Annotated in this window: 23 protein-coding genes; 9 read left to right on the top strand and 14 right to left on the bottom strand. The window is 69.4% G+C overall.

The window, feature by feature from the left end; genetic code table 11:
* Positions 1-501: 501 nt before the first annotated feature.
* From AC0VYM_RS02170 to AC0VYM_RS02155, 4 genes are all read right to left on the bottom strand, one after another.
* Positions 502-951: a hypothetical protein gene (locus tag AC0VYM_RS02170; RefSeq protein ID WP_475458355.1), complete on the bottom strand. Its 450-nt coding sequence runs from the start codon at positions 949-951 to the stop codon at positions 502-504.
* The gene (locus AC0VYM_RS02165) at positions 948-1,511 is read right to left on the bottom strand and encodes an ATP-binding protein (RefSeq protein ID WP_475458353.1); all 564 of its coding nucleotides are present in this window, start codon (positions 1,509-1,511) and stop codon (positions 948-950) included. Before AC0VYM_RS02165 ends, AC0VYM_RS02170 begins: the two co-directional genes overlap by 4 nt.
* A 100-nt stretch (positions 1,512-1,611) precedes the next feature.
* Entirely contained in the window at positions 1,612-2,133 is a 522-nt protein-coding gene (locus tag AC0VYM_RS02160) for a hypothetical protein (protein ID WP_475458350.1), read from the bottom strand.
* Positions 2,133-2,705 (bottom strand): ATP-binding protein, encoded by a 573-nt coding sequence (locus AC0VYM_RS02155; RefSeq protein ID WP_475458348.1) that lies wholly within the window; start codon positions 2,703-2,705, stop codon positions 2,133-2,135. The genes AC0VYM_RS02160 and AC0VYM_RS02155 overlap by 1 nt, the downstream gene beginning before the upstream one ends.
* 431 nt (positions 2,706-3,136) lie before the next feature.
* Here AC0VYM_RS02155 and AC0VYM_RS02150 point away from each other — a divergent pair, with 431 nt between their 5' ends.
* Both AC0VYM_RS02150 and AC0VYM_RS02145 read left to right on the top strand, forming a co-directional pair.
* Positions 3,137-3,976 (top strand): helix-turn-helix domain-containing protein, encoded by an 840-nt coding sequence (locus AC0VYM_RS02150; protein WP_475458346.1) that lies wholly within the window; start codon positions 3,137-3,139, stop codon positions 3,974-3,976.
* A gap of 12 nt (positions 3,977-3,988) precedes the next feature.
* On the top strand, positions 3,989-4,183 hold the full coding sequence (locus tag AC0VYM_RS02145; protein ID WP_475458344.1) for a DUF397 domain-containing protein: 195 nt from the start codon (positions 3,989-3,991) through the stop codon (positions 4,181-4,183).
* A gap of 133 nt (positions 4,184-4,316) precedes the next feature.
* On the opposite strand, the gene AC0VYM_RS02140 is transcribed toward AC0VYM_RS02145, so the two are convergent.
* The gene (locus AC0VYM_RS02140) at positions 4,317-4,730 is read right to left on the bottom strand and encodes an NUDIX domain-containing protein (RefSeq protein ID WP_475458342.1); all 414 of its coding nucleotides are present in this window, start codon (positions 4,728-4,730) and stop codon (positions 4,317-4,319) included.
* A 166-nt stretch (positions 4,731-4,896) separates the two neighbouring features.
* Between AC0VYM_RS02140 and AC0VYM_RS02135 the strand changes: the two genes are divergently transcribed.
* Positions 4,897-5,142 (top strand): DUF397 domain-containing protein, encoded by a 246-nt coding sequence (locus tag AC0VYM_RS02135; RefSeq protein ID WP_475458340.1) that lies wholly within the window; start codon positions 4,897-4,899, stop codon positions 5,140-5,142.
* Between the two features lie 92 nt (positions 5,143-5,234).
* Here the strand turns inward: AC0VYM_RS02135 and AC0VYM_RS02130 are convergent, their stop codons facing one another.
* On the bottom strand, positions 5,235-6,221 hold the full coding sequence (locus AC0VYM_RS02130) for an NAD-dependent epimerase/dehydratase family protein (RefSeq protein ID WP_475458338.1): 987 nt from the start codon (positions 6,219-6,221) through the stop codon (positions 5,235-5,237).
* Positions 6,222-6,341: 120 nt separating this feature from the next.
* Here AC0VYM_RS02130 and AC0VYM_RS02125 point away from each other — a divergent pair, with 120 nt between their 5' ends.
* Positions 6,342-6,551: a hypothetical protein gene (locus AC0VYM_RS02125; RefSeq protein ID WP_475458336.1), complete on the top strand. Its 210-nt coding sequence runs from the start codon at positions 6,342-6,344 to the stop codon at positions 6,549-6,551.
* A 62-nt stretch (positions 6,552-6,613) separates the two neighbouring features.
* Here the strand turns inward: AC0VYM_RS02125 and AC0VYM_RS02120 are convergent, their stop codons facing one another.
* From AC0VYM_RS02120 to AC0VYM_RS02110, 3 genes are all read right to left on the bottom strand, one after another.
* Complete coding sequence (locus AC0VYM_RS02120) at positions 6,614-7,867, bottom strand: RNA polymerase sigma factor (protein ID WP_475458334.1); 1,254 nt, start codon at positions 7,865-7,867, stop codon at positions 6,614-6,616.
* 62 nt (positions 7,868-7,929) lie between these two features.
* Positions 7,930-8,367: a YciI family protein gene (locus tag AC0VYM_RS02115; RefSeq protein ID WP_475458332.1), complete on the bottom strand. Its 438-nt coding sequence runs from the start codon at positions 8,365-8,367 to the stop codon at positions 7,930-7,932.
* Positions 8,368-8,468: 101 nt separating this feature from the next.
* On the bottom strand, positions 8,469-9,791 hold the full coding sequence (locus AC0VYM_RS02110; protein ID WP_475462906.1) for an MFS transporter: 1,323 nt from the start codon (positions 9,789-9,791) through the stop codon (positions 8,469-8,471).
* A gap of 345 nt (positions 9,792-10,136) precedes the next feature.
* On the opposite strand from AC0VYM_RS02110, the gene AC0VYM_RS02105 reads away from it, so the two are divergent.
* The 3 genes from AC0VYM_RS02105 to AC0VYM_RS02095 all read left to right on the top strand — a co-directional run bounded on the left by AC0VYM_RS02105 (position 10,137) and on the right by AC0VYM_RS02095 (position 18,075).
* Positions 10,137-10,778 carry a DUF1449 domain-containing protein gene (locus AC0VYM_RS02105; protein ID WP_475458330.1) on the top strand — a complete coding sequence of 214 codons (642 nt, stop codon included), beginning with the start codon at positions 10,137-10,139 and terminating at the stop codon, positions 10,776-10,778.
* A gap of 209 nt (positions 10,779-10,987) precedes the next feature.
* Positions 10,988-13,036, top strand: coding sequence for a flotillin family protein (locus AC0VYM_RS02100; RefSeq protein WP_475458328.1), 2,049 nt, complete (start codon positions 10,988-10,990; stop codon positions 13,034-13,036).
* 11 nt (positions 13,037-13,047) lie between these two features.
* Positions 13,048-18,075, top strand: a complete 5,028-nt coding sequence (locus AC0VYM_RS02095; RefSeq protein WP_475458326.1) for a DNA repair ATPase — start codon at positions 13,048-13,050, stop codon at positions 18,073-18,075.
* A gap of 58 nt (positions 18,076-18,133) precedes the next feature.
* Here AC0VYM_RS02095 and AC0VYM_RS02090 read toward each other — a convergent pair whose 3' ends face one another.
* The 4 genes from AC0VYM_RS02090 to AC0VYM_RS02075 all read right to left on the bottom strand — a co-directional run bounded on the left by AC0VYM_RS02090 (position 18,134) and on the right by AC0VYM_RS02075 (position 21,544).
* Positions 18,134-18,436 (bottom strand): helix-turn-helix domain-containing protein, encoded by a 303-nt coding sequence (locus AC0VYM_RS02090; RefSeq protein ID WP_475458324.1) that lies wholly within the window; start codon positions 18,434-18,436, stop codon positions 18,134-18,136.
* Positions 18,433-18,789, bottom strand: coding sequence for a type II toxin-antitoxin system RelE/ParE family toxin (locus tag AC0VYM_RS02085; protein WP_475458322.1), 357 nt, complete (start codon positions 18,787-18,789; stop codon positions 18,433-18,435). Before AC0VYM_RS02085 ends, AC0VYM_RS02090 begins: the two co-directional genes overlap by 4 nt.
* A 64-nt stretch (positions 18,790-18,853) precedes the next feature.
* Positions 18,854-20,860 (bottom strand): acyltransferase family protein, encoded by a 2,007-nt coding sequence (locus tag AC0VYM_RS02080; protein WP_475458320.1) that lies wholly within the window; start codon positions 20,858-20,860, stop codon positions 18,854-18,856.
* Positions 20,861-20,941: 81 nt separating this feature from the next.
* Positions 20,942-21,544, bottom strand: a complete 603-nt coding sequence (locus AC0VYM_RS02075) for a suppressor of fused domain protein (RefSeq protein WP_475458317.1) — start codon at positions 21,542-21,544, stop codon at positions 20,942-20,944.
* A 427-nt stretch (positions 21,545-21,971) separates the two neighbouring features.
* Here AC0VYM_RS02075 and AC0VYM_RS02070 point away from each other — a divergent pair, with 427 nt between their 5' ends.
* The gene (locus AC0VYM_RS02070) at positions 21,972-22,538 is read left to right on the top strand and encodes a hypothetical protein (RefSeq protein WP_475458315.1); all 567 of its coding nucleotides are present in this window, start codon (positions 21,972-21,974) and stop codon (positions 22,536-22,538) included.
* A 617-nt stretch (positions 22,539-23,155) separates the two neighbouring features.
* Here the strand turns inward: AC0VYM_RS02070 and AC0VYM_RS02065 are convergent.
* Complete coding sequence (locus AC0VYM_RS02065; protein WP_475458313.1) at positions 23,156-23,788, bottom strand: FMN-dependent NADH-azoreductase; 633 nt, start codon at positions 23,786-23,788, stop codon at positions 23,156-23,158.
* 120 nt (positions 23,789-23,908) lie between these two features.
* Here AC0VYM_RS02065 and AC0VYM_RS02060 point away from each other — a divergent pair, with 120 nt between their 5' ends.
* Entirely contained in the window at positions 23,909-24,520 is a 612-nt protein-coding gene (locus tag AC0VYM_RS02060) for a TetR/AcrR family transcriptional regulator (RefSeq protein ID WP_475458310.1), read from the top strand.
* Positions 24,521-24,692 lie beyond the last annotated feature (172 nt).

Raw genomic sequence — 24,692 nt, 5'->3', positions numbered from 1 at the left:
CCGGCCGCGACCAGGTGGCCGATGATGCTCGGAGCGTCGTTCCTCGCAGGTGGAAGGCCTCGGCCCGCCGATACCAGCCGCTCTGGCCCCGAGTTCACTCACCCAGAAGTGCGCCTGTATTTCTCCTCGGGGCACGTCGAAATTCGGAACGGACAAAAAAGGATATTGCCCATGGTTACGAGAGGTCGTTAGTCTGACGGAGTTGAACTACGGTTCCGTCGACTTGTGGAGGTGCACATGTGGGACTGGGTGTAATAGCTGATTCTCAGCAACGCACGGAAATGACGCCTCAGCACTCGTGAAGGCGCAGGCCAACGAGACTGCTCCCCGCACTCGTGAGGAGACCAGCGGCCCTCAGAAGCTCTCTGAGGGCCGTTCTGTTTCCCGTGCGCGGGATGGACCCCTCCGCGACGCCCCGGAACGGCGGCACAGCCGTCTGCTCCCCTCGCTTGCGGGGGTGGTCGGGACACGACATCTGCCGGGCCCCGACCTCTGGGTGGTTCAGGTCAGGATGCCGATGTGGTGGGTGAGGTTCTGGCCCAGGATCTCCAGGGCGTTGAGGCCCAGGAGCAGGGTGGAGCTGATGGCGGTGGCGGGCCATCCCCACCAGGGGCGGGGCGCGCGGTGGCGGCCCCGGGGGAGCGCGCGCTCGGTTTCGGCATGGGTAGCGGCCTCGGCTGCTTGGCGTGCGGCTCGTTCGCGGTGTTGGCGGGCCACGTGCACCCAGTGCGGGAGGGGTCCGTGTTCGAGCATGTACGCCACCCGGGGGTTGCCCCGCATCTGGCGCAGCAGGCGTTCCTGACGGGCCTGGTGTGTCTCGGTCCAGGCGGAGGCTGATTCCAGGGCCGGAACGGCGGGCTGGGGTGAGCGTGTGTGCGGGCGGGGGAAGCGGTGGCCTCGGGGTGCGGTCAGCACCGAACGGATCTCCTCCCTGACCTGGTGTCCGGTCATCGGGCACCTCCACCACAGGTGTCCCCACCAGCGGACAGGGTGGTCAGGGCGGGGTGGGTGAACTCGGCCCAGATGACGGTGCCGAGCCCGGCACAGAAGGGGAAGTCCAGCACCGGCCGGAATCCCCATCGGGTGGCGAGGTGGCCGAGCATCAGCAGGCCCCGGCCGCGTTCGGCCTCGTCCCGCTCCTTGCGCGTCCGATGACGCGGGACCCTCGGAGAGGTATCGGCAGTAGCGTCGGTGCGGGCGCCGTCATCGATGATCGAGACCCGCACCGTCCCAGGCCGGGGCAGGTCCAAGGTCCGGACCACCCGGCCATCGGGGTCCTGTCCGGAGCGGGAGTGTTCGCAGGCGTTGGCGAACATCTCGCTCAGACACAACACCATCTCTTCCCGCACCTCGGCCGGGAGACTGGCCATCCGGCCGAGGTCGGAGGCGAGGTCGGCGCGAACCTGGCTGGTCTGGGAGAGCTGACCGGGGTAGACGCGGCACTCCCACCGAGGCTCGTCGGGCGGGCTGTTCGTGTGTTCCAGGGCAGGGGTGTGCGGCACAATGGCCATGTCGGCAATCGCTTTCTTTCAATGGGTGGTTGTTGTCGGCCTGCTCTGGGGGTGTTGGTGCACCCGCCAGAGCTTTTTCATGGGCTGGCTTCGGAACCTCTCAGGCAGCGGGCGGAGGTTCCGGGTCACTCCTGTGAACACCGAGGTGCCGGTGAGCGAGCAACCTCAGGAGTTCGGAGCGGTCAGGTGCGGTGATGCGTTCGTAGGGGTCTCCATCGCCGGACCAGCCCAGAGGGCGGCGAGCCACGAAGGTCTCGTTGGGGACCTGGCCCTCCACAGTCATGTTCCAGTGCTTGTGCAGCAGGGCGCACAACACGTGTTCGGGGACCGGCAGCGACTCCGAACGGGGGTTGTTCTGCTTCGGGACTGTTCGCGCTACGGGCCTGTTGCCGGGTACCCGTGTGGGTACGGGGTGATCGTGGATGGCCTGGTCAAGCAGCTGTATCGCCAGTTCGGCGTCGCTCTCCTCGCGAGCGACGCGTAGGGCCTCCAGGACCAGGGGGAGGCGGTTGCGCAGGGTGTGGTTGTGCCACACATCCAGCTGAGCGGGAGTGAGATGGCATGGGGCGGTCAAGGCGTCCTCGGCCACGGCCAGCAGATCCCGGGTGTCCACGTCCAACATCAGCACTCCACCTCGTCCTCTTCAGTGTTGATGTGCATCCAGGGGTTGTGGGTGAGGTCGTAGGAGAGGTGGAACCAGACCTGACGGAACTTCGGGTTGCCGTTGTCGCCCCACCGGTCCGCGAGGGTGTCGATGAGAGCGAGCCCTTTGCCCTTCGCCGTCCCCGTCGCGATTTCCTGGGGGGTCGCGGCGGTGAAAGGACCCGGTTCGACGGGCTGGCGGGCGCCCTGGTCCTGGCAGGTCAACGTCATCCCCGTCGCGCCCCGGTCCACCGTGAGTGAGTAGGTGCTGCCGTGCTCGCTCGACAGCGAGTGGGCGATGGCGTTGTTGGCCAACTCCGACCCCAGCAACGTGAAGACGAACCGGTAGTCGATGGAGCGTTCGGCTGCGCTGGTGTCCAGGAACGCCCGCACGAGGGGCATGAGGCCGGGCAGCCCAGCGAAGGCGTACTTGCGCTTACGGAACGGGGTGCCCACGGTCCGGGAGAAGTAGTGGGCGTGGAAGGGCTTGATGAAGCTCGCTAGCGGGACCGTGGTCTCGCGGTGGGTCAGCTCGGGGGAGAACACGCTCACGAGGCCACCGCCAAACGCCGCAGCCCGAACAGGACGACCTCCAAGACCTGCATGGGGACGGAGTCGATCGGCCTTCGGGGCGCGGGGATTACCGGACCACGGGAACGAACAGTGGTGCGGCGGAGGTTCGTGGCGAAGGCCCGCACACGCGCGGCCTGCCTGGGACGACGGCGATGGAACGCCACGGACGCGAGATGGCACACGCATGCCAGCGCGGACAGATTCAGGGATCGCACGGGCGACTCCTTCTTCGGGTGCCGCTGGACGAAGGCGGCGGTGGATGAGCATGTCTCCATACTGGACTCGAAAGTTTCGAGTCGCAATACCTGATTCAAGATACAGTCGATCGAACTATCACGCTAAGGAGTTGCGAAATGTCCGGTTCTGGCTCAACGGCGATACGATCGGCGACGTCCCCTGAGGAGGTCGATGTGAGCAGCGCACCCGTCGCACGGCGCCAACTATCTGCACAGATGAAGACGAAGCGCCTCGAATCGGGCATGACCGCTGAGCAGGTTGCCGACGAGCTCGAATGGTCGACCACCAAGATCTCGAACATCGAAACAGGCCGATCGAAATACCCTGCCGTCAGCGACATCCGGCTGCTGCTCGACGTCTACAAGGTCGGGGACAAGCGAGAGCGCGAAACGCTCCTCGAACTGACCCGTCAATCCAGGAAGCGTGGCTGGTGGAGTCGCTACGACGACGTACTCACCAGCGACTACACGAGCTTGGAAGCCGGTGTCACAGGGCTCAGGGTGTTCGAGCTCCAGTACATCCCTGGCTTGCTGCAGCTACCTGAGTACGCGGCTGCGATCACACATGCCACCTTGATTCGAGAACCAGCCGCAGTGGAACGAGTCGTTGAGGCCCGCATGCGGAGACAGGAGCTCCTACTCCGCAGGGAAGAGCCCATCGACCTGTGGGCAATCATCGATGAACGTGCTCTGGATCTGCTCGCGGCGTCAGACCCAGGTCTTCACCGTCGCCAAGTGGAGCATCTTGCCAACGTTGCCGAGGCAACGAACTCCATCACCCTTCAAGTGCTCCAGCCTGCCGCTGGACTGCACCCTGGTATGGGTGGCCCCTTCACGATCTTGAAGTTCATTACACCGGACATGGATGCGGTCTTCGTCGAAGCTGATGAAGATGGCTTGTACCTCGACAAACGTCCTCAAGTCGACCGCTACCGCCGAATCTTCGACTTGCTTGTGTCGAAGTCCATGGACCCTGACGGCGTAGCCGACTACCTAAGGTCCCTGATCAGCTAGGAAACTCGACTGATGTACTCATCCACCACTGACGACAGGCTCGACTTCCGCAAGTCGAGCTACAGCAACCCCAACAACTGCGTCGAGTACGCCGACGCCGGGGAAGGCACGGCTGCTGTGCGGGACTCCCAGAACCCGGAGATCGGCCACTTCCTGCTCTCTGGGCGGGAGTGGGGGGCACTCCTGGGCGCCGTTCGTCGCGGATAGCCTGCAACAAAGCGGAGAGGCCCTGACAGAACCTGTTGGGGCCTTCTACGTACTCATCCAGGAGCGCTGTACCCCGCTGCCGAGTGGGCCGGAAGCGAGCTCAACTGTCCACAGTTGGGCAGGGAGCCGAACGTCAGGGGCAGTCAGCCAGGTAGAGGTGGAGGGCGGCACGGACAAAGGGCGGGATCAGCAGAGCGTCGAGAAGGTCGGGAGAGACCCAGTCGAGCTTGGTTCCCTCAGTGAGCGGAAGGGCGGCGGCCTCGCCTTCCCAGGTCCCAGCGTAGAAGGTGATGAGCTGGCCGGAGCCGTGGACGTCGGGGATCTCGAACAGTTCAACGAGGTCATCGACGGCCAGTCCGGCCTCCTCGTCCAGTTCGCGCACGATCGCCTGACGCGGGCCTTCGCCCGGATCGCACCCGCCACCCAGCACCGACCAGTGGCCGGGCCACGCGATGTAGGGAAAGTCGTCGCGCAGGTGCAGCAGGAGGTCGCCCTGGCCGTTGGCGATGATGGCCACCGCACCGCGTGGCTGGTCGTCAACTCGCATGCGGCAACAGTAGGCGCCTCCCTGAGTTCAGTGAGACCTATCGAAGTCGGGCGGCGTGGCTCCGGGGACAAAATTCAGGACGTCTTCCTCTGCACACGAGGTGTAGCCGTAGGCAGAACCGTGCATGAGTCAGTCAGTGCCCCCACCCCCAGCGGAGGTCCCGACGATGCACCCCCACACCACCGAACTCACCTTCCACAAGTCGTCCTACAGCAGTGGCCAAGGACAGAACTGCGTCGAAGTTGCCCGCTACCGCAAGTCCTCACACAGTGCGAACGCCAGCGACTGCGTCGAGGTCGCGGACCTCCCCACTGGCGCCGCCGTCCGCGACACCCAGAACAGGGACCATGGTCACCTGGCGTTCGCGTCGCCGGAGTGGCGCGCGTTCCTCGCCGGAGTCCGACTCAGCTGACCAAGGCATGACGCAGGACCCCGGATCTCACCTGGGGTCCTGCGTGAACTCCTTCGTGCCACGCTCCGGCCCGTAGGCCAGTTCTGGGAACCTCACAACCCGAGGACGCGGGCCTCGACCTCGGGGTCCAGGCCCACCCTGGGACGGTCCGGGCGCTGCTCCGCCTCCCCGCCCACGGACTCCAGCCACGCCCACGTGTCCGCGACGGTCTCCTCCACCGGCCGACAACGCAGCCCCGTCGCGAGCGCGCGATCGACGTTCCCCTGGTGCAGGAACCCGTGCAGCTCCCCCGGAGGCAGCCACATCGGCAACTCCCGCCACGGGGCGATCCCCGCGTCCGCGATGACCTCGGGCGAGGTCCACCGGAACTCCGCGTCCGACCCCGTCACCTCCCTGCACGCCGACAGGAAGCCCTCCATGGTCGTGTGCCCGATCGGGCTGACCATGTTGTACGGCCCGTTCAGCCCCTTCTCCGCCGCGTCCAGGGTCCAGGCCGCGAGATCACGCGCGTCCACGTACTGGAGCGAAAGCTCCCTCGGCCCGGGAGCCAGCACCGGCCCGCCCCGGGCGACCCGGTTCAGCCACCACGGCAGCCGACCGATGTTCTCGTACGGCCCCAGGATCAGCCCCGCGCGGACGAACAGCGACCGGTCACCGAACACCGCCTCCGCCGCCAGCTCACCGCCGCGCTTGGCCCGCGCGTAGTCGGTGCCGTCGTCGTCAACGGAGGCCTCCACCACGGGAGCGCCCTCATCGGCTCCGGGCTCAGCGGGCGAGACGTACACGGAACGGCTGGAGACGTAGGAGTAGTGGCCGACCCTGCCGTGCAGCAAACGGGCCGCCTCGGCCACCGCCACGGGAGCCATCGACCAGGTGTCGACCACCAGGTCCCACTCCCCCTCCGCCAAAGCGGCGAGCCCACCCTCCTCCGTACGGTCACCGTGCCGGACCTCGGCCCCGGCGGGCGACGCGCGCGTCCCCCGGTGGAAGACGGTGACCTCCCACCCCCGCGCGATCGCCTCCTCCGCGACCGCACGCCCCACGAACTCCGTACCGCCCAGAACCAGAAGTCTCGTCATGCGGCCAGTCTTCCGGTGCCGCACCACCCGCGCCAGACCCTCCTGCCCACAGCAGAAGGGCGCGAACGGCGTGTGAAGGCCGCCGCGCAGCATGACGGTGTCCCCAACGAAAGGAACACCATGCCCATCCGCCGGTCACTCGGTTCGGTCTCAGCCACCCTGTTGCTGAGCGTGCTTCTGCTCGTCCCCGGCACCACCGCCGCGGCGAACACCCAGGCCTCCGAGTCCGCCACGACCACCTCGCAGAGCTCCGCCCTTCCGGTCCTTCCGCCGGAGCACTGCGTGATCCTTCCGATCGTCTGCTTCCCCCTCCCCCAGCCACCCGCGTAGGTCCGAGGACGACCAGTGACACCCGTGCGCGCGAGCGGACCGCACGCGCGCACGGCACGATCTCACTTCCGGGCGCGTTCCAGCAGGAGGTCGCGTTCGCGTTCGTTGCGGGTGAGCTCGGCCGCACGGGCGAACTCCGCTCGGGCCTCCTCCGCGCGGTCCAGGCGTTCCAGCAGGTCGCCACGGACGGTGGGCAGGAGGTGATAGCCGTCGAGGGCACCGGAGGCACTCAGGGCGTCGACGATCCCGAGCGCCTCCTCCGGCCCCAGCGCCATGGACACGGCCACCGCGCGGTTGAGCTCGACGACGGGTGAGCCGGTGCGCCGAACCAGCTCCTCGTACAGGACGGCGATCCCGTTCCAGTCGGTGTCCTCGGGCCGGACGGCGACCGCGTGCAGCGCGGCGATCCCGGCCTGGAGCGAGTAGACGCCCCGGGGCTCGGCGGGGTCCGTCGGCATCGAACGGCTCAGGGCCCGCACGCCCCGGCCGATGAGCAGCCGGTCCCAGCGGGAGCGGTCCTGCTCCGCGAGCGGGACCGGCTCCCCTCCGGGGCCGCCCCGGGCCCGGAACCGGGAGGCCTGGAGCTCCATGAGGGCCACCAGCCCGTGCACCTCGGGCTCCTGGGGCAACAGCTCCACGAGGACCCGGCCCAGGCGCATGGCCTCCTCGCACAGCTCGGGGCGCAGCCAGCGCTCCCCCGAGGTCGCCGTGTAGCCCTCGTTGAACACCAGGTAGAGGACTTCGAGCACATCCGAGAGCCGGGCGTCGCGGTCGGGTCCGCTCGGCACTTCGAACCGGACCTTCTTCTGGGCCAGCGTGCGTTTGGCGCGCACCACGCGCTGGGCCACGGTGGCCTCGGGAACCAGGAAGGCGCGCGCGATCTCGTCGGTGGTGAGGCCGCCGAGCAGCCTCAGGGTGAGGGCGATCCGCGCCGGGGTGGACAGCACCGGATGGCAGCAGACGAACATCAGGCGGAGCAGGTCGTCGCCGTAGTCCTCCTCCAGGACGGCGTCGAAGTCGGACCGCCCGTCGTGTTCGGTGAACTCCCGGCCCAGCTCCACCATGTGCGACCTGAAACGCTCGTCCCGCCGCCAACGGTCGAGCACACGCCGTCGCGCGACGGTGGTCAGCCAGGCCCCGGGCTTGCGGGGCACACCCTCCTCCGGCCACTTCTCCAGGGCGGAGACCAGGGCGTCCTGGGCGAACTCCTCAGCGAGTCCGACCTCCCCGACCATTCTGGTGAGCGTGGCGACGAGGCGGGCCGACTCGATACGCCAGACCGCCTCCACCTCGCGTTCGACGCCGGTGTGGCCCATGGTTCCATCACAGCACCACGGGCCACACAGGTGCAACGGGATTCGCCCCCCCGGGGCGACCCTCAGCCCTGGCGGCTCTCCTCCTCGGCACGGCGCTCACGCTCGTGCTCCTTGACCTCCTCCGGCATGTCCTCCAGGTCCTCCAGCTCAGCGATACGGCGCAGCTGGAGCTTGAGTTCGCCCGGCTCGCCCTTGGCGGGGTGCGGGCACCTCCTGGCCCACTCCAGGGCCTCGGCGTGCGAGGACACCTGGAGCACCCAGTACCCCGCGATGAACTCCTTGGCCTCGGTGAAGGGACCGTCCAGCACGGTGGCCTCACCGTCGCGGAAGATGACCTCGGCCCCGGCGGAGGTGGGCGCGAGCCCCTCACCGGTCAGCAGGACCCCGGCCCGGACCATCTCCTCGTTGTACTTCCCCATCTCCTCGTAGACCTCGGGGCCGACCTCGTAGTCGGCGGCCTCGGACTCGGGGGTGCTCATGATCGACATCAGGTAGCGCATGGTGCTCTCCGCTCTTCGGGTGCGGAACGGGGTCCGTTCCCCGCTCTCACCAGTACGTCGAACGGGGCGGGCCGGGATCGACACACTCCTCAGGATTCTTCCTACTTTTTCTCCTGCCCGGGTTCCCGCTCATGTTCACCCAGGTCAGCGACTTTTCCCAAGGCTTCGGCCCCTGATGCGTCGGCCACCGCCGCGGCCTCGTGCTCGTCCGCCTGGGCGGTGACCCGGCGCAGCGCGGACGCGGAGGCGAGCAGGGCGCCGAAGACGACCGCGCCCGCCGCGACCGGCACGTAGGACAGCTCGACCCGGCCGAGCGCCCCGCCCAGCAGGGCGCCGATCGGGGAGAAGCCCGCACCGGACACCTGGACGCAGGACATCACCCGCCCCATCTGGGCACCGGGAACGATGAGCTGGATGGCGCTGAGCATCACGATGTTGGACGAGGTCATCGCGAACCCGATCACCGTCCACGCCACGGCGGCCACGTAGGCGTTGGGGGCGAGGCCGAAGGCGACGCAGGACACGGACGCCAGAGTGAAGAGCGCCATCTCCGTGCGGAACCGGCCGAGACGGCCCACGATCCGGCTCACGGTGGACGCACCCAGGAGCGCGCCCACCGCGGAGGCGCCCAGGAAGACCCCGTAGAGGGCGGCGGGCACCCCGAAGTGGTCCCGGACCAGGAGCACCATCACCGCGGACTGGCCGACGAAGGCCATGTTCATAACCACGTTGAACGCCAGGATCGGGCCCAGGGAGCTGCCACGGAAGACGAAGGCCAGCCCCTCACCGATGTCGTCGAGGACCGAGCGCACCGCTCCCTTCCCGTCCCTCTCCTCAGTACCGCCCTCGGGTCGGCGGGGGCGGCGCACCGCCAACGGCAGGCCGAGCAGCACCAGCGCACCCAGGACGTAGGCCCCGGCGTTGACGGCCAGCGGCAGGAACGCCGCCACCACGAACAGGAACCCGGCGAGCGGCCCGCCCGCGAACTGCTGGGTGACGGTCTGACCGCCGACCAGACGGCTGTTGGCCCGGTCCAGCGCGCCGACCGGGGCGATGTCCGGCAGCATCGCCCGCCCGGCGAGGTCGTAGAACACCTCGCAGACCATCACCGTGAACATGACCGCGTACAGCGCCCAGATCGAGGCGTGACCGGTGACGATCAGCAGGGACAGGGCCACGAGCGCGCCGCCCCGGCCGAGGTTGGTCAGGACCATCAGGCGCACCCGGTCGACCCGGTCCACCACCACGCCCGCGAACAGGCCGACCAGCAGCCAGGGCAGGAAGCGGACCGCCGTCAGCCCGGCCACCAGCAGGGGGTCGTTGGTCAGCATGGCCGCCACCAGCGGCAACGCGACGAGCATCATCCCGTCGCCGAGGTTGCTGGACAGACTCCCCGCCCAGAAGCGGTGGAAGTCCCGCCCCATCGGCGGTTTCGCCTTCTTCTCGGGGAACGCCCGGTCGGGGGGTGCGCTGTTCACGTGGGGGATGTCCCTTTCACGAGGTGGGGGCTGCCTGCCGGGTCCAGGCTCCCCGGCAGCGGTCAACTCCGGGTCACGGGTCCCGTGCCGTTCACGCCCCACGGACGGGCACGGACGCCGCTCCGCCCTGTTCACGGGGTCTCCGAGGGAACGAGCGCTTCACCGCGTGACCGGATCAGGACAGGCCGCGAACGTGACCACAAGCGGTCAGGAACGGCCCCGGGGGCCGTCCTGAACTGGGGCGTTCGGTAGAGTTCCTGGACAGTTCGAACGGTGGGGGCGGGGGCACGGGTGGGCGTTTTCCTGAGTGCCGCGTTCGGGTTTCCCACCGTCCTGTTCACGCCGATGCTCGTCGTCGTGCTGGGCTACTGGATCCTCGTGATGGTCGGCGCCGCCGACACCGAGCTGCTCGACGGCGTGGACGCCGACGGCGACGCCGTCGGGCTGAGCGCGTTCCTCAGCAGGGCGGGCCTCGGCGGGGTTCCGGTGACGGTGGCCCTGAGCCTGCTGATCTGTGTCGCCTGGTTCGTGAGCATGATGGGAAGCATCTTGACCACCCTCATCGAGACCACCTCCACCCCCCTGCTCTACGCCCTCGGCGCCGTGGTGCTGCTGATCGCGCTGGTCGCCGCCTGGGCGGTCACCAGCGGCGTGGTCATGGGCCTCCAGCGCTTCCTGCCCAAGGGCAGGGGCGACTCCAAGCACGAGCTGGTCGGCCGCACCTGCGTGATCCGGATCGGTGAGGCCCGCGAGGACTTCGGCCAGGCCGAGATCACCACCGCGGGCGGGGCCGCCATCTCCATCCCCGTACGCACCATCAGCGGTGAGGTCCTCTCCCTGGGCAGTACCGCGCTGATCTTCGACCACAGCCCGGACGACGACGTCTTCCTGGTGACCGCCTTCGACGCCGCCCTCGATCCCGGGCAGTCCTGACCGCCCGACCGGGCACCTCCCGCCAGCCGCCGTGCTCCCGGCCCGCCCGTGAGCAGGGACGACCTTGGCCGACCGTGGAACCGTTCGCGCCACCGTCGCGTCCCACACCATGACGAACGCTTCTCACCCCCGGTCGCCGCACCGCCAGCCCCGCGTCGCTCCCCCGGTGCCGGACCGACCACGTTCACCTCGCAGAAAGAGACCCCCACGTGTTGCTGAGTGCATCCTCCACCGGCGGCCAGGAGGCGGCTGACGCGGCCTTCCTGACCTTCGGAGTGGCCCTGGCCATCGGCCTCGTCGTCCTCATCGTCCTCCTGGTGATGGTCACGCGCCTCTTCCGGAAGGTCGAGCAGGGCAAGGCCCTGATCATCTCGAAGGTCCGCGACGTCCACGTCACCTTCACCGGCTCCATCGTCCTCCCGGTCCTGCACAAGGCCGAGATCATGGACATCTCCCTCAAGAGCCTGACCCTGGAGCGCGGCGGCCGTGACGGCCTGACCTGCAAGGACAACATCCGCGCGGACATCAAGGTGTTCTTCTACGTCCGCGTGAACGAGACCGCCGAGGACGTCAAGAAGGTCGCGAAGGCGATCGGCACCGCGCGCGCCAGCGACCAGGACACCCTCCAGGAACTCTTCAACTCCAAGTTCTCCGAGGCGCTCAAGACCGTCGGCAAGCAGTTCGACTTCGAGGAGCTGTTCACGCACCGCGAGCAGTTCCGCCACGCGATCGTGTCGCTGATCGGCACCGACCTCAACGGCTACATCCTGGAGGACGTGGCCATCGACGAGCTGGAGCAGACCCCGCTGCACCAGCACGACGCCAACAACATCCTCGACGCGCAGGGCATCTCGAAGATCACGGAGCGCACCGCCAAGGAGCACAAGCGCACCAACGAGTTCGAGAACGACCGCAAGAAGGAGATCGACCGCCAGAACACGGAGACCGCCGAGACCCTCGCCGAGCTGGAGAAGCGTCGCGAGGAGGCGGCCGCCAAGGCCAAGCGCGAGATCGAGATCATCCGCGCGCAGGAGGAGGCCGAGACCGCCCGGGTCCAGGCCGAGGAGCGGCTCAAGTCCGAGACCGCCAACCTGCGCACCTCCGAGTCGCTGGGCGTCCAGCACCAGAACCAGCAGCGTGAGATCGCGGTCGCGGAGAAGAACCGCGAGCGCGTCATCGCCATCGAGACCGAGCGCATCGAGAAGGACCGCCTCCTGGAGGTCATCGGCCGCGAGCGCGAGACCGAGCTGAGCCGCATCGCCAAGGAGAAGGAGGTCGAGGCCGAGAAGCGCGAGGTCGCCGACGTCGTCCGCGAGCGGGTGGCCGTCGACCGCACCGTCGCGGAGCAGGAGGAGGCGATCAAGAAGCTCCGGGCCGTCGAGGAGGCCGAGCGCCAGCGCCAGGCCATCATCATCCACGCCGAGGCCGAGGCCCAGGAGAACCTGGTCAAGGACATCAAGGCCGCCGAGGCCGCCGAAGCCGCCGCGAAGCACCGCGCCCAGGAGGAGCTCACGCTCGCGGAGGCCCGCCAGCAGGCCGCCGAGCTGGACACCCGCGCCAAGATCCGCCTGGCCGAGGGCATCCAGGCCGAGGCCGCCGCCGCCGGTCTGGCCGACGTCCAGGTGCGCGAGCAGGACGCCGCCGCCGTCGAGAAGCTCGGCCGCGCCGAGGCCGTCGTCGCCCGCGAGAAGGCCGACGTCGAGGCCGACGCGGTGGAGAAGAAGCTGCGCGCCGAGGCCGCCGGTCTGACCGACAAGGCCGCCGCCATGGCCGCCCTGGACCAGGTCAGCCGCGAGCACGAGGAGTACCGCCTGCGTCTGGACGCCGAGAAGGAGGTCCGCCTGGCCGGGATCGACGTGCACCGTCAGGTCGCCGAGGCCCAGGCCGCGGCGATGGCCGCCGGCCTGGAGAGCGCCGACATCAACATCGTCGGCGGCGACGGCGCCTTCTTCGACCGCATGGTCAACTCCATCGGCATGGGCAAGGCCGTCGACGGATTCGTCGGCAGCTCCGACACCCTCCAGGCGCTGGGCAGCGGCTGGCTGAGCGGCGAGGGCAACTTCGCGGAGGACGTCAAGCGGGTCCTGGCCGAGGCCGACACCGAGGACGTCAAGAACCTCACCGTCTCCGCGCTGCTGCTCAAGCTCATCGCGGCGGGCGGCCCCCAGGCGGGCAGGCTGGACAACCTGCTGAGCACGGCCCGCTCCCTGGGCCTCGAGCAGCTTCCCGTGAACGCCCTCGCCCCCGTGAAGCAGTGAGGTAGTCCTCCGTGACCGAGGCCCACTCCCAGGAGACCGAAGGCCCCGGACCCGACACCGAGGACGCGCGGACGCTGGACGCGGGCACCTACGAGGTGCTCCGCGCCCGGCTCCGCGAACAGACCGGTGAGCTGGCCCGGCGGACCGAGGAACTCAACAACCGCCGCCTTGGGGTGTTCGGCGGCACCGAGCTCTCCCTGCGCGGTACCGAGCGCATCCGCACCGAGCACAACTGCGTGCCGCGCGACATCGTCAGCGTGGGGCGTTCCGTCGGGGACGACGCCGACGGGGACATGATCCTCTTCGGTTACAACGTCTACATCGGCATGCAGAGCCAGACGCACGTCTCCGACGTGTTCTCCCTGCACCGGTACGAGCACGACGGTGACTCCTTCGAGTTCACCGACACGGACGAGGAGGCCGTTCCGGGCCTCCTCGCGGACGAGCGGTTCCGGCAGGAGTTCGCCCAGCTCTACCGCTACTACCGCGACGCCCGCCTGCTCCAGCTGCGCCGGGTCGAGGAACGGCTGCTCGCCGTCTTCCAGACCGGCCCGCGCACCGAGGACGTGCGGGTGCTGCGGTGGTCGGTCTCGCCCACGGGTGAGCTCTCCTACCTCGACGACCGGGGCGAACGCGACCACGTGTTCCCGCCCTCGCACGACTTCTCGTGGACGGAGGCCACCCGCGAGGACCACGTGCAGGGGCGGCACCCGCACATCTCGATCCGCGACGAGCTGTTCGTGGAGACGGTCGGCGGCGACCTCACCATCAAGGTGGAGAACAACACCGAGGTCGGGGAGGGCGTCTACAGCGAGCCCGTCGACGAACCGTTGCAGAGCCTGGCCGACGCGTCGGTGTTCCACGCGCAGGTCGGCGCGCTCGTCCTGCTGAAGGTCCAGCCGTACAACGAGACGGTCTGGCGCCACCTGGTCTTCAACACGCGCACCAAGGAGGTCGAGCGCCTCGACGGCATCGGCCAGTCCTGTCAGCGCCTGCCCGACGACCAGGGGCTCATCTTCCCCGGGGGCTACTACCTGGCCACCGGGGTCGCGCGGACCTTCGACACCGACGTCACGGACCTGGAGTTCGAGCGGGTGGTGCGCTCGCCCAACGGCGAGGACGTGCTGTACGTCTTCCACTCGCGGGCGGACGGCCGCAGCCTGCTGCTGTCGTACAACACCATCCGCAAGGAGGTCGCCAACCCGATCGTCTGCCACGGCTACTCGCTGTTCGACGACGGGACGATGACGGTCTTCCGGGACAACTCCGGTGAGCCCACCCGGGTGCACCCCATGCAGGTGTGGCAGACCCCGTACGTGTCCGACGTGTACGCGGCCGCGCAGCCGGTCGGCACCGGGCCGCTGGAGCGGATCGGCAACGCCGAACTGGTCCAGGGCGTGTCCGAGTGCCTGTCGGTGGCGCGGATCTCCGAGGACATGCGGCCCTCGTCCGAGGTGTTCGAGGCGCTCATCGCGTCCTGCCGCCGGGTCCTGGACCGGTTCCACTGGCTGGGCGACGAGGCGCTGGGCGACCTCGCCACCCCGCTCACCGAGGTGCGGTCCACGGCCGAGCGGGTCCTGGACGAGTTCGAGACCGTCCAGGAGCTCACCCGGCAGGCCGCGCAGAGCCTCACCGAGACCGAGGAGAGGGTCACCGCGCTCATCCGCCGGTCGCGGGGCGAGACCCCGCGCTCGGCCGAGGGGTGGGTGACCCGGCTGACCGACCTGCGCCGTGCCCAGGGGCAGGCGGCCACGCTGCGCGAGATGCGCTACGTGGACACCGGCCGGATCGACGCGGTGGAGGAGGGCCTGGGCGAGGAGATCGCCTCGGCCGGGCGCCGCACCGTCGCCTTCCTCGAACAGGACGACGCCTTCGACGGCTACCACTCCGAGGTGGAGCGGCTGGTCGGGGAGGCCGAGGCGCTGGAGGCGGTCAGCGCCGCCACCGCCGTGGGCGAGCGGATCGCGGAGCAGACCGAGGGCCTCCAGGTGGTCACCGAGGTGATCGGCTCCCTCGACATCGGTGACGCCCAGGTGCGCACGCGCATCCTGGAGCGGATCAGCGAGGTGATGGCGGGGGTCAACCGGGCCCGCGCCACGTTGGAGTCGCGGCGCAGGGAACTGCTCGCCCTGGAGGGGCGGGCCGAGTTCGCCGCCGAGTTCGCCCTGCTGGGACAGGCCATCACCGGGGCGATCGCCGCGGCGGACACCCCGGACCGCTGCGACGAGCAGCTGGGCCGGATCATGCTCCAGCTGGAGAACCTGGAGTCCCGCTTCGCGGAGTTCGACGACTTCCTCCAGGAGCTGTCGGACAAGCGCGAGGACGTCTACGAGGCGTTCTCCACCCGCAAGCAGTCGTTGGTCGACGAGCGCTCCCGCCGGGCCGACCGGTTGGCGTCCTCCGCCGCCCGGGTCCTGGAGGGTGTGCACCGGCGGGTCGCGGCACTGGCCACGCTGGAGGACATCAACACCTACTTCGCGTCGGACGCGATGGTGACGCGGCTGCGCCGCACCGCCGAGGAGATGCGCGCGCTCGGGGACACCGTGCGCGCCGAGGAACTGGAGGGCCAGATCCTGGCCGCCCGCCAGGAGGCGGGGCGGGCGCTCCAGGACCGCACCGACCTGTTCGAGGGCGGAGCCGGCGGGGAGACCATCCGGCTGGGCAGGCACCGCTTCGGGGTCAACACCCAGCCCATCGACCTCACCCTCACCCCGCACGACGGGCAGATGTCGGTGGCGGTCACCGGCACCGACTTCCGGTCGCCGGTCAGGGACGAGGCGTTCCAGGAGACCCGGCACCTGTGGGACCGGTTGCTGGTCTCCGAGAGCCCCGAGGTGTACCGGGCGGAGTACCTGGCCACGTCGATCCTGAGCGCGGCCGAGGAGGGGTCCGGCGGGTTCTCGCTGGAGGCCCTCAACGAGGCCGTCCTGCACCCCGAGAACGGGGAGTCCCTGGAGTCCCTGGTGCGCGGGGCGGCGGAGTCCCGCTACGACGAGGGCTACGAGCGGGGCGTGCACGACCACGACGCCACCCGTGTCCTCTCCGCGCTGCTGCGGCTGCGCGCCGGGGCCGGGCTCCTGCGCTACCCGGGGCGGGTCAGGGCGGTGGCCCAGCTGTTCTGGGCGTACGGCGCGGACCAGGAGCGGCGGGGGGCCTGGCGGACCCGAGCGACCTCGCTCGCGCGGGCCCGGAGCGTGTTCGGTGCGCGCCGGTCGGCGGCGATCGACGCGCTGCGCACCGAGCTGGCCGAGAGTGTGGACGCCTTCCTCACCGACACCGGCCTCCACCAGGACGCCGACCTGGAGCTGGTGGGCGACTACCTCTTCGAGGAACTGGCCCTGGACGGCCCCGCCGAGCGCGGGTTCGTCTCGGGTGCGGGCGCCCGTCAGCTGCTGGACCGGTTCCACCGGGCGCTGGGCAGCACCCGGGAGACCACCCGCAAGGCCTTCGAGGAGGACCTGCGGGGGCTCGGCGAGGACCTGGCCGCCCGTCACCAGCTGGTGACGGCGTGGTTGGAGGCGTACGCGACCACGCTGGAGGAGCCGCCCGCCCCGGGCGACCTGCCCGAGGCCGCCGCGATCGCGCTGTCCGAGGTGGACCGGTACGAGTCGTCGGCCGCGGTCGGCGAACGCGTCACCGGGCTGCTGGGGTCGCACCCGAGGATCAGCGAGCGGTCGCTGGAGGTGCGGTTGGACGAGATCCTGCCGCGCACCCGGCGGTTCCGCACCGTGGAGGTGCCCGCGTACCGGGACTTCCAGCGTCGCCGGAACGCGCTGGTGGCGACCGAACGCGAGCGCCTGCGGCTGGAGGAGTACAGGCCGAAGGTGATGAGCGGGTTCGTGCGCAACCGTCTGCTGGACGAGTCGTACCTGCCGCTGATCGGTGACAACCTCGCCAAGCAGCTGGGCGCGGCCGGGGACGACAAACGCACGGACCAGAGCGGTCTGCTGCTGCTCATCTCCCCTCCCGGGTACGGCAAGACCACGCTGATGGAGTACGTGGCGAGCCGTCTGGGCCTGGTGTTCGTCAAGGTCAACGGCCCCGCTCTGGGCCACGCGGTCACCTCGTTGGACCCGGCCGAGGCCCCGGACGCCACCTCCCGCCAGGAGATCGAGAAGATCTCCCTCGCGCTGGAGATGGGCAGCAACACGATGCTGTACCTGGACGACATCCAGCACACCAACCCGGAGCTCCTCCAGAAGTTCATCTCGCTCTGTGACGGCCAGCGCCGGATGGAGGGCGTGTGGGAGGGACGGACGCGCACCTACGACCTGCGCGGCAAGCGGTTCGCCGTCTGTATGGCCGGCAACCCGTACACCGAGCAGGGCAAGCGGTTCCGCATCCCGGACATGCTGGCCAACCGTGCCGACGTGTACAACCTGGGTGACGTGCTCTCGGGCAAGGAGGAGCTGTTCGCGCTCAGCTACATCGAGAACGCGCTCACCTCCAACCAGACCCTGGCGCCGCTCTCCACCCGGGACCGCGAGGACGTGTACACGTTCGTGCGGATGGCTCAGGGTGACGACTCGGTCGGCACGGACCGGCTGAAGCACCCGTACTCGGCTGCGGAGGTGGACCGGATCGTCTCCGTCCTCCGGAAGATGCTCCGGGTGCAGGAGGTGGTGCTGGCCAACAACCAGGCCTACATCGCCTCGGCGGCGCAGTCGGAGGACGCCCGGACCGAGCCCCCGTTCCAGCTCCAGGGTTCGTACCGGAACATGAACCGGCTGTCGGAGAAGATCGTGCCGGTCATGAACGAGGCCGAGGTGGAGGCCGTCATCGACGACCACTACCTGGGCGAGGCGCAGACCCTCACGTCCGGCGCGGAGGCCAACCTGCTCAAGCTGGCCGAACTGCGCGGGGTGATGACCCCCGAGCAGGAGGAGCGCTGGCACGAGGTCAAGGAGGGCTTCCGTCGCGGCCGTGCGCTGGGCGGATCCGACGACGACCCGATGACCAGGGCCATCGGCGCGATGGGCCTGCTGGCCGACCGCGTGGGCGAGATCGGCACGGCCCTCGGACGAGGCGCCGACAGGTAGCCGAGAGAGGGACCCGAAGGGGGCCGCCGACCCGCGAGGTCGGCGGCCCCCTTCGGACTCAGACGATGGGGAAGCTCTCGTCGCCGATCACCATCTCGACCCGCAGGTTCCCCCCCAGGGCCTCCACGTACCTCCTCAGGGTGTCGACCTGCGTGTGGCCGATCTCCCCGCGTTCGATGCTGGAGACCCTGTTCTGACTGACGTTCAGCTGCTGGGAGAGCTGCACCTGCGTCAGCTCGGCCGCCTCCCTGAGCTCGCGCAGCCGGTAGGACCGAACCTCGTCCAGCAACCGCTGCTTGTGCCGCTCCACCGCTTCCCGGTCGACAGGACGCTTGGCCAGCATGTCTCGAAGGTTCGTCATCGGTGTCCTCTCCCTAGTCCGGCGACGTGTTCGTCGAAACGCTGGTCCGCGAGTGGAATGCTGACCCGGTACCACTTCTGCCAGTTTCCCGACTTGTCCCCGCCCACCAGCATGATCGCCCTGCGCACGGGATCGAAGGCGAACAGGACCCGCAGTTCGGATCTCCCCCTGGATCCTGGGCGCAGCTCCTTCATGTTCGCGTGCCGTGACCCCCTGACCGTGTCCACCAGGGGTCGGCCGATACCGGGCCCGTGTGTGGCCAGTACTTCGAGCGCCGCGATCACTTGTTCGTACGAGCCCTGGTCCAGGGCTTCCAACCAGGGTTGGACGAGTTCCAGTTCGATGCCCCACACCAGCTTAGGTATACAACGCACAGGTTGTAAAGGAAGGTCGTTCGGGTGTTTTCCTCAGTCCTGATCAGCCGGTGCGGAGCAGGAGGCGGCGTTCGAGTTCGGGGGCGAGGGTGCGCATGTAGGTGGTGGTGATGTGGCTCGCGTCCCAGTAGACGAGGACGTTGCCGACCACCGGGCTGCACAGGTCCGGCTCGCACAGCAGGTCGGTGAGGTCCAGGGCCGTGACGTTGGCGGGAAGCTCCGCCCCGTCCAGGGGTGACTCCTCCGCCAGGGAGTGTCCGGGAGGCACCGCGCACTCCTCGGGATCGGACTCGGAGAGGCAGTCGGGGGCGGCGAAGGGCAGGCGCGGGGTGTCGCGGACCGCGACGACCTCGATGCCCAGGGCCTCCAGCTCCCGCCACCGGTCCACGTAGCCGTCCACCAGGACCTCCTCCCCGAAGCCCGCGCTGGTGTCCAGGCTCGTCGTGGTGCCGGTGGTGAACACCGCGTCGGGGCGCAGGGACCGGAGTTCGTCCATGACGTCGGCGTTCCACTCGGCGCACTCGGTGTAGGGCTCCCCCTTGTGGAGCTGGGGCGCGTCGGTGAACAGGCAAGCGCCCTTGGTGATGTTGACCAGCCGCCAGTCGCGGCGGTGCGCGATGTCCTCCAGGGCGGGGAACCAGTGGGCGGCGTGGGAGCCGCCGACCAGGGCGACCGTGCGGTCGGGGTCCGAGGAGCCGTAGGAGCAGGTGATCGCCTCGGTTCCGGAGGTGGACTGGTTGCAGCCGTCGTCGTAGGTGACCGGAAGGTCCAGGGCGGCGGAGGCCGGGGGCGGGTGGACCGGGTCGGGGTACGCGCCGGGGTCGTCGTGGGGCAGCGCCAACGCGCCGGGGTAGCGGGCCGGGTCCGCGAGCAGTTCCTCCAGGCGGCGCTGGTCGGCGTCCATCCGGGCCATCCACGCGCCCGTCGCCAGCAGGACGGGGACCAGGCAGGCGGCGGCGACCACCGGGGGCCGCCGCCGGGTCCCCGCGCGGCCGAACGCGACGATCCGGTCGGCCAGCGGGGTCGTCACCGCCGCCAGGGCGATCGACACGACGAGGACGAGGGCTCCGCCGAGCGGGCTGGCGAGATCCCGCCCGGTGAGCTCCAGGTGGAGGACCAGGATCGGCCAGTGCCACAGGTACAGGGCGTAGGAGAGGGAGCCCAGGTACAGCACCGGGCGGAGGGTGAGCCAGCGGTCCGCACCCCAGGGGGAGCCGGTGGTCCCGGCCACGATGACCGCCGTGGCGGCGAGGGTCGGCCACAGGGCCGCGTAGCCGGGGAAGGCCGTGGACACCTGGAGGAGCACACCGCACAGGACCAGCGCGGCCAGGCCGAGCCAGCCGAGGAGGATCCGCAGAGTGCGGGGCGGGTTCAGGTATGGCAGGAGGAGGGCGAGCAGCCCGCCGAGCGCGAACTCCCACAGGCGCGCGCCGGTGTCGAAGTAGGCCCACGGCTGGTCGGCCCGGGTCATCAGCACCGAGTAGGCGAGGGAGAGCGCGAAAACCGTGCCCAGGACGGTGGGGAGCACCCGGCGCACGGGTCGGCCGAGGCGGGTGGCCCACCACGCGGCCAGGCCGATCACCACCGGCCACACCAGGTAGAACTGTCCCTGGACCGACAGCGACCAGAAGTGCTGGAAGACGCTCGTGGCGTCGTCGCGCGCCAGGTAGTCGACGGAGCCGAGCGCCAGGTGCCAGTTCATGTGGTGGAACGCGGCGGCCACGGCCTCCGCCACGGTGTCGCGCCAGCGCGCCTCGGGCAGCAGCAGCCGGGCGCCCAGCAGGGACACCGCGATCACCAGGGCCGCCGTGGGCACCAGCCGCACGGCGAGCCTCCCGAGGAAGGCGCCGTAGCGGAACCCGCCGCGTTCGGCCGCGCGCACCAGGGAACCGGTGATGAGGAAACCCGTGAGCAGCAGGAAGACGTCCACGCCGCCGGAGACCCGGCCGAACCAGACGTGGTAGACGGCCACGAGCAGGACGGCGACGGCGCGCAGGCCGTCGATCTCCTGCCGGTGTCCGGGCTGCGGGGGGAGGCGGGGCGTGTTCACGGGAACCCCAGGTTCGCGATCCGGGGTGACCGCGCGGGGTACGCGGGTTGGCCCCCACGGGAACCCGGGGGGAAGGGCGCGCTAGAGGCGGATGGTCTCGCGATCGGGGTCGGTGATCATCTTCGGGTCGCGGTCGCGGAGCAGCGCCATGATCGGGGCGACCGTGTCGGCCTCCTGGGCGTACTCGCCCTCCTCGGTCCTGAGCCCCACGACCTGGAAGAACAGCACCAGGCCGTTGTCGGTGTCCAGGATGCGCATGTCGGCGTCGGGCACGATCGCGAGCGAGGTCATGTCCCCGTTGGCGCTCTCCCCGCCGAGCGGGGACCGGGTGACGATCCAGTGCCCCACGTCGAGCTGCGCACCGGCCACGTACTGGTCGGCCAGCGCGTGCAGGACGCGGAGGATCCACGCGGGCACCGTCTCGTCGCCGTCCTCACGCGGGATGCGGCAGGTGAACTCGAACCCGGCGCCGGAGACCCGCTTCTCCTCGCTGGTCTTCTCCCCCAGCTCGGTGAGGCCGAAGGTGACCAGCAGCCAGTGGCCCTCCATCGGGTAGGCGAGCACCCCGTTGATCCCCTGCTCGGACTCGCGGGCGGGGAACTGGATGGTCAGCGGGTGCACGTCCGGGTAGTGCTGCGCCCACCCCTCGTAGATCTGGGTGAGTCCGGGCAGCAGTTCCAGCATCGTGTGCTCTCCAGGTTCGTGATCGGTGCACCTCAGAGAATATGCGGCCGGGGATCGGCACCGTCCGGGGACGAGGCCGGGGGGCGGCGGCGTGGTGGCTCCGGAGCCGGGATCGCGCACCGCGCCACGAGCGACTCCTCAAGCTGCCTGAGGTGCCTACTGTCCGGAGCACACCCCGACTTTCAGCATTCTTGCTCCTTGAGTATCCGCCTCCGAGTGCAATAGTGACTTTTGGTGCATTTCATCTTACGGGCGACGGTGGAAAGAATTGTGAGCATGTCCGAAAGCGAAGGAAATAAACTTCTTTTGGGAAATGATGTACACCAGGCCTTGTTTGATGGCACAGTGGTCCTGTTGGCACGCAAACCCAGTTCGTGGGCATATTTCCACGAGACTGCGCGTGTTCCCTGTTTGAAAGAGGAATTTCGTGGCGAACGAGATCAAGTACGGCGACCTCATTCATTTGCAGAACGGGTACAACAACTGGGCAGGCGGATACCTCGACACCAACGGGCATCGCCCGGCTCCCGCCAAGTACGGGGTCTCCACAGCGGACACACCCACGCGAGGCGCCGGTACCGGAACCTGGGAGGTCCTCTCGGCCACGGGCAAGGCCGCCGGGGCGCTGGTGATCAGCGGGGACGTGATCTACCTGCGCAACCTCTACCTGGACGACGGCGGGTACCTGGACACCAATGGGCACGCGTCCAACGCCCAGCAGCAGTCCGGCGGCAGGTATGACGTCTCCACCTCACCGGGCAGGGACCGGGCCGAGGGCACCGGCCGCTGGCGGATCCTGGCCCAGACCTCCAGCCCCCTGGACCAGTCGGTGCGCCTGGGCGACGTGCTGCTGCTGTGGAACCTCTACGCCAACGGCAGCTTCCTGGAGACCAACAGCACCTCCGGCCCCGGCCTGTACGACGTGTGCACCAACGCCTACTTCAACCGGGCGGCTGACGTCACCTACTGGAAGGCCCTGACCGCCCAGGTGTGATCCCTCAGCACCCGCGGTCGCTGCCACGACTCCGGTCGTCGACAGGATCAGGTATCTCCGACACCGCTTGAGAGGACCTTCGCTGACAGCGGGTGCTCTCCGGCCTGAGCCAAGCAGGTATCCAAGAACCCCTGCCGGGTACGCCCGGCAGGGGTTTCCGCAATGGTGTCGGCGGGGACGGAATCTGGACGTGGTGTGGCCTGGTCAGCCTTGTGTCGTCCTCCACAGGCCAGTGCGTCGCGAAGCTCGCCGGAACAAAGCGAGCTCCACGGATAGCTGAGGCGCCTCGGGTGAGAAATCCCCAGTCCCGTACAAAACCCGTGCGGCAGCACTTTCCCGGGCGGCTGTGGGCCCCGAAAGGAGTGCCCCCCGGTGGGATGGAGGCGTCTCATCGTGAAAACAGGGGAACCTGTTTGGGCGTTCGCCAGCCGGACGGGCATCACCACTGCTGTGACTGATCCTGATGACGAAACTGGTGAAGACGGGAAGGTCGAGTCCCCACCGGACGACACACTCCACCACCACCGCAAGTTCTCCAGGTCGGTGAGGGCAGAAGTCTGTGGTGGTGGACCCCCGGGGATTCCGGTACCCGTCACGCTGTGCCCCCGCCCTTGGGGTCAGACCCCGGCGAGCGCACGACCGGTGTCGCGGGCGGCGTCGAGGGCCCTGGTGCGCTCCTGCTCGGCGAGGTCCCTCAGGCCCTCCATCCCCGGAGTGGTGGCGGCCAGGGTGAGCTCGCACTTGATCAGGGTGAGGTCGGCCTGCCAGAGGTCTCCGACGACACGCTCCAGATAGGGCGTGGAGTGGTCCCAGCCCTCGCGGGGGGTGCCGGGACCGTATCCGCCTCCGGCGGTGGTGACCAGCGCGGTGGGGACCCCCTTCAGCACCGGGTTGGTGGCACCGGCACCGGCGATGACCAGGTCGACCCAGGTCTTGAAGTGCTGGGAGACGCCGTAGTTGTACATCGGTACGGCCAGGATCACGGCGTCGGCGCTCTCCAGTTCCCCGGCCAGCCGGGCGGCCAGGGCCAGCGCCTCGTTCTGGGCCGGGGTGCGCTCGGCCTCGGGGGTGGCGGAGCCCACGGTGGCGTGGACCCAGGCGTCGGCGGGCAGCGGGTCGGTCCCCAGGTGGCGGCGGTTCACGACGCCGCCCGGGTGCGCCGTGGCCCACTCGGTCTCGGCGCGGTCCGCGATCTCGGCGCTGGAGGACACGGACGGGAAGATGCTGCCGTCCAGTCGGAACAGGTGCATGATGCCTACTTCTCCCAAGGGTTCGGTGTACCGCTGACCGGACGCGTGCCCGGTGTCGCGGAGTGACGACAGCATAAACGGACTATCCCCCGCTTAGTATTCCCGGGGTAGGTTGGCTCCGTGGATGTGCCAGTGGTCCCCTTCGGAAAACCGCGCCCCGAACGGGCGGACGCGGCCCGCAACCGCGAGCACCTGCTGCGGACGGTCCGCGCGATGATCGTCGAGCTGGGCCCGGAGAACGTGACCATGGACGGCCTCGCCGAGCGCGCGGGGCTGGGCAAGGGAACGGTCTTCCGACGCTTCGGCACGCGTGCGGGCATCTTCCAGGCCGTGATGCACGACGACGAGCTGCGGTTCCAGGAGGCGGTGCTGTACGGCCCGCCGCCGCTGGGGCCCGGGGCCGAACCGAAGGAACGCCTGATCGCCTACGGCCTGGCCCGCTTCGACATGCTCAGGACCAACCACGCGGTCATCCGCGCGGGCCTGGACCGTTCCGCGCTGACCCCCGCCTCCGTGAGCATGACCCCTCCGCACTTCCGGATGCTGCTCCGACAGATCAGGCCGCCCCTCCCCCACCCGGACGGCCTCGCCCTCCAGCTCTCCGCAGCCCTGGAGGGACCGTTCCTGCTGTACCTGGGCACGGACGACCTCTCCGGCCCGTCGGGGGAGGACGGCTGCGACCACCTGGCCGACAGCTGGCGGACCCTCGTCGAGCGCGTCCTCGGCGGCTGAGCCCGCCCCACGGTCGGAGTTCGACCGACCGGGGCCGACCGACCGGGACCCGCCGGCCGGGGCGGTCCGCCGTGCACACCCCCTTGCCCCGATGCGGCCGGAGAAAGGGATCCGTCTTTACGCGGAGCGTCGCCCCCGGCGCCTAACGTTCTGTTCCACCCTTCGAAAAGGG

The organism is Nocardiopsis sp. iso_237, assembly GCF_056173345.1.
The sequence above is the reverse complement of the archived record's forward strand: the minus strand, read 5'-3'. Positions and strand labels throughout refer to the sequence as shown.

Coding starts and splice junctions, on each gene's coding strand:
- AC0VYM_RS02090 (WP_475458324.1), bottom strand. CDS start 18,436: ATGACGAACCTTCGAGACATGCTGGCCAAGCGTCCTGTCGACCGGGAA.
- AC0VYM_RS02065 (WP_475458313.1), bottom strand. CDS start 23,788: ATGCACCTGTTCCGACTGGACGGCAGCATCTTCCCGTCCGTGTCCTCC.
- AC0VYM_RS02135 (WP_475458340.1), top strand. CDS start 4,897: ATGCACCCCCACACCACCGAACTCACCTTCCACAAGTCGTCCTACAGC.
- AC0VYM_RS02110 (WP_475462906.1), bottom strand. CDS start 9,791: ATGGGGCGGGACTTCCACCGCTTCTGGGCGGGGAGTCTGTCCAGCAAC.
- AC0VYM_RS02140 (WP_475458342.1), bottom strand. CDS start 4,730: ATGCGAGTTGACGACCAGCCACGCGGTGCGGTGGCCATCATCGCCAAC.
- AC0VYM_RS02165 (WP_475458353.1), bottom strand. CDS start 1,511: ATGGCCATTGTGCCGCACACCCCTGCCCTGGAACACACGAACAGCCCG.
- AC0VYM_RS02160 (WP_475458350.1), bottom strand. CDS start 2,133: ATGTTGGACGTGGACACCCGGGATCTGCTGGCCGTGGCCGAGGACGCC.
- AC0VYM_RS02120 (WP_475458334.1), bottom strand. CDS start 7,867: ATGGGCCACACCGGCGTCGAACGCGAGGTGGAGGCGGTCTGGCGTATC.
- AC0VYM_RS02145 (WP_475458344.1), top strand. CDS start 3,989: ATGTACTCATCCACCACTGACGACAGGCTCGACTTCCGCAAGTCGAGC.
- AC0VYM_RS02115 (WP_475458332.1), bottom strand. CDS start 8,367: ATGCGCTACCTGATGTCGATCATGAGCACCCCCGAGTCCGAGGCCGCC.
- AC0VYM_RS02130 (WP_475458338.1), bottom strand. CDS start 6,221: ATGACGAGACTTCTGGTTCTGGGCGGTACGGAGTTCGTGGGGCGTGCG.
- AC0VYM_RS02125 (WP_475458336.1), top strand. CDS start 6,342: ATGCCCATCCGCCGGTCACTCGGTTCGGTCTCAGCCACCCTGTTGCTG.
- AC0VYM_RS02170 (WP_475458355.1), bottom strand. CDS start 951: ATGACCGGACACCAGGTCAGGGAGGAGATCCGTTCGGTGCTGACCGCA.
- AC0VYM_RS02075 (WP_475458317.1), bottom strand. CDS start 21,544: ATGCTGGAACTGCTGCCCGGACTCACCCAGATCTACGAGGGGTGGGCG.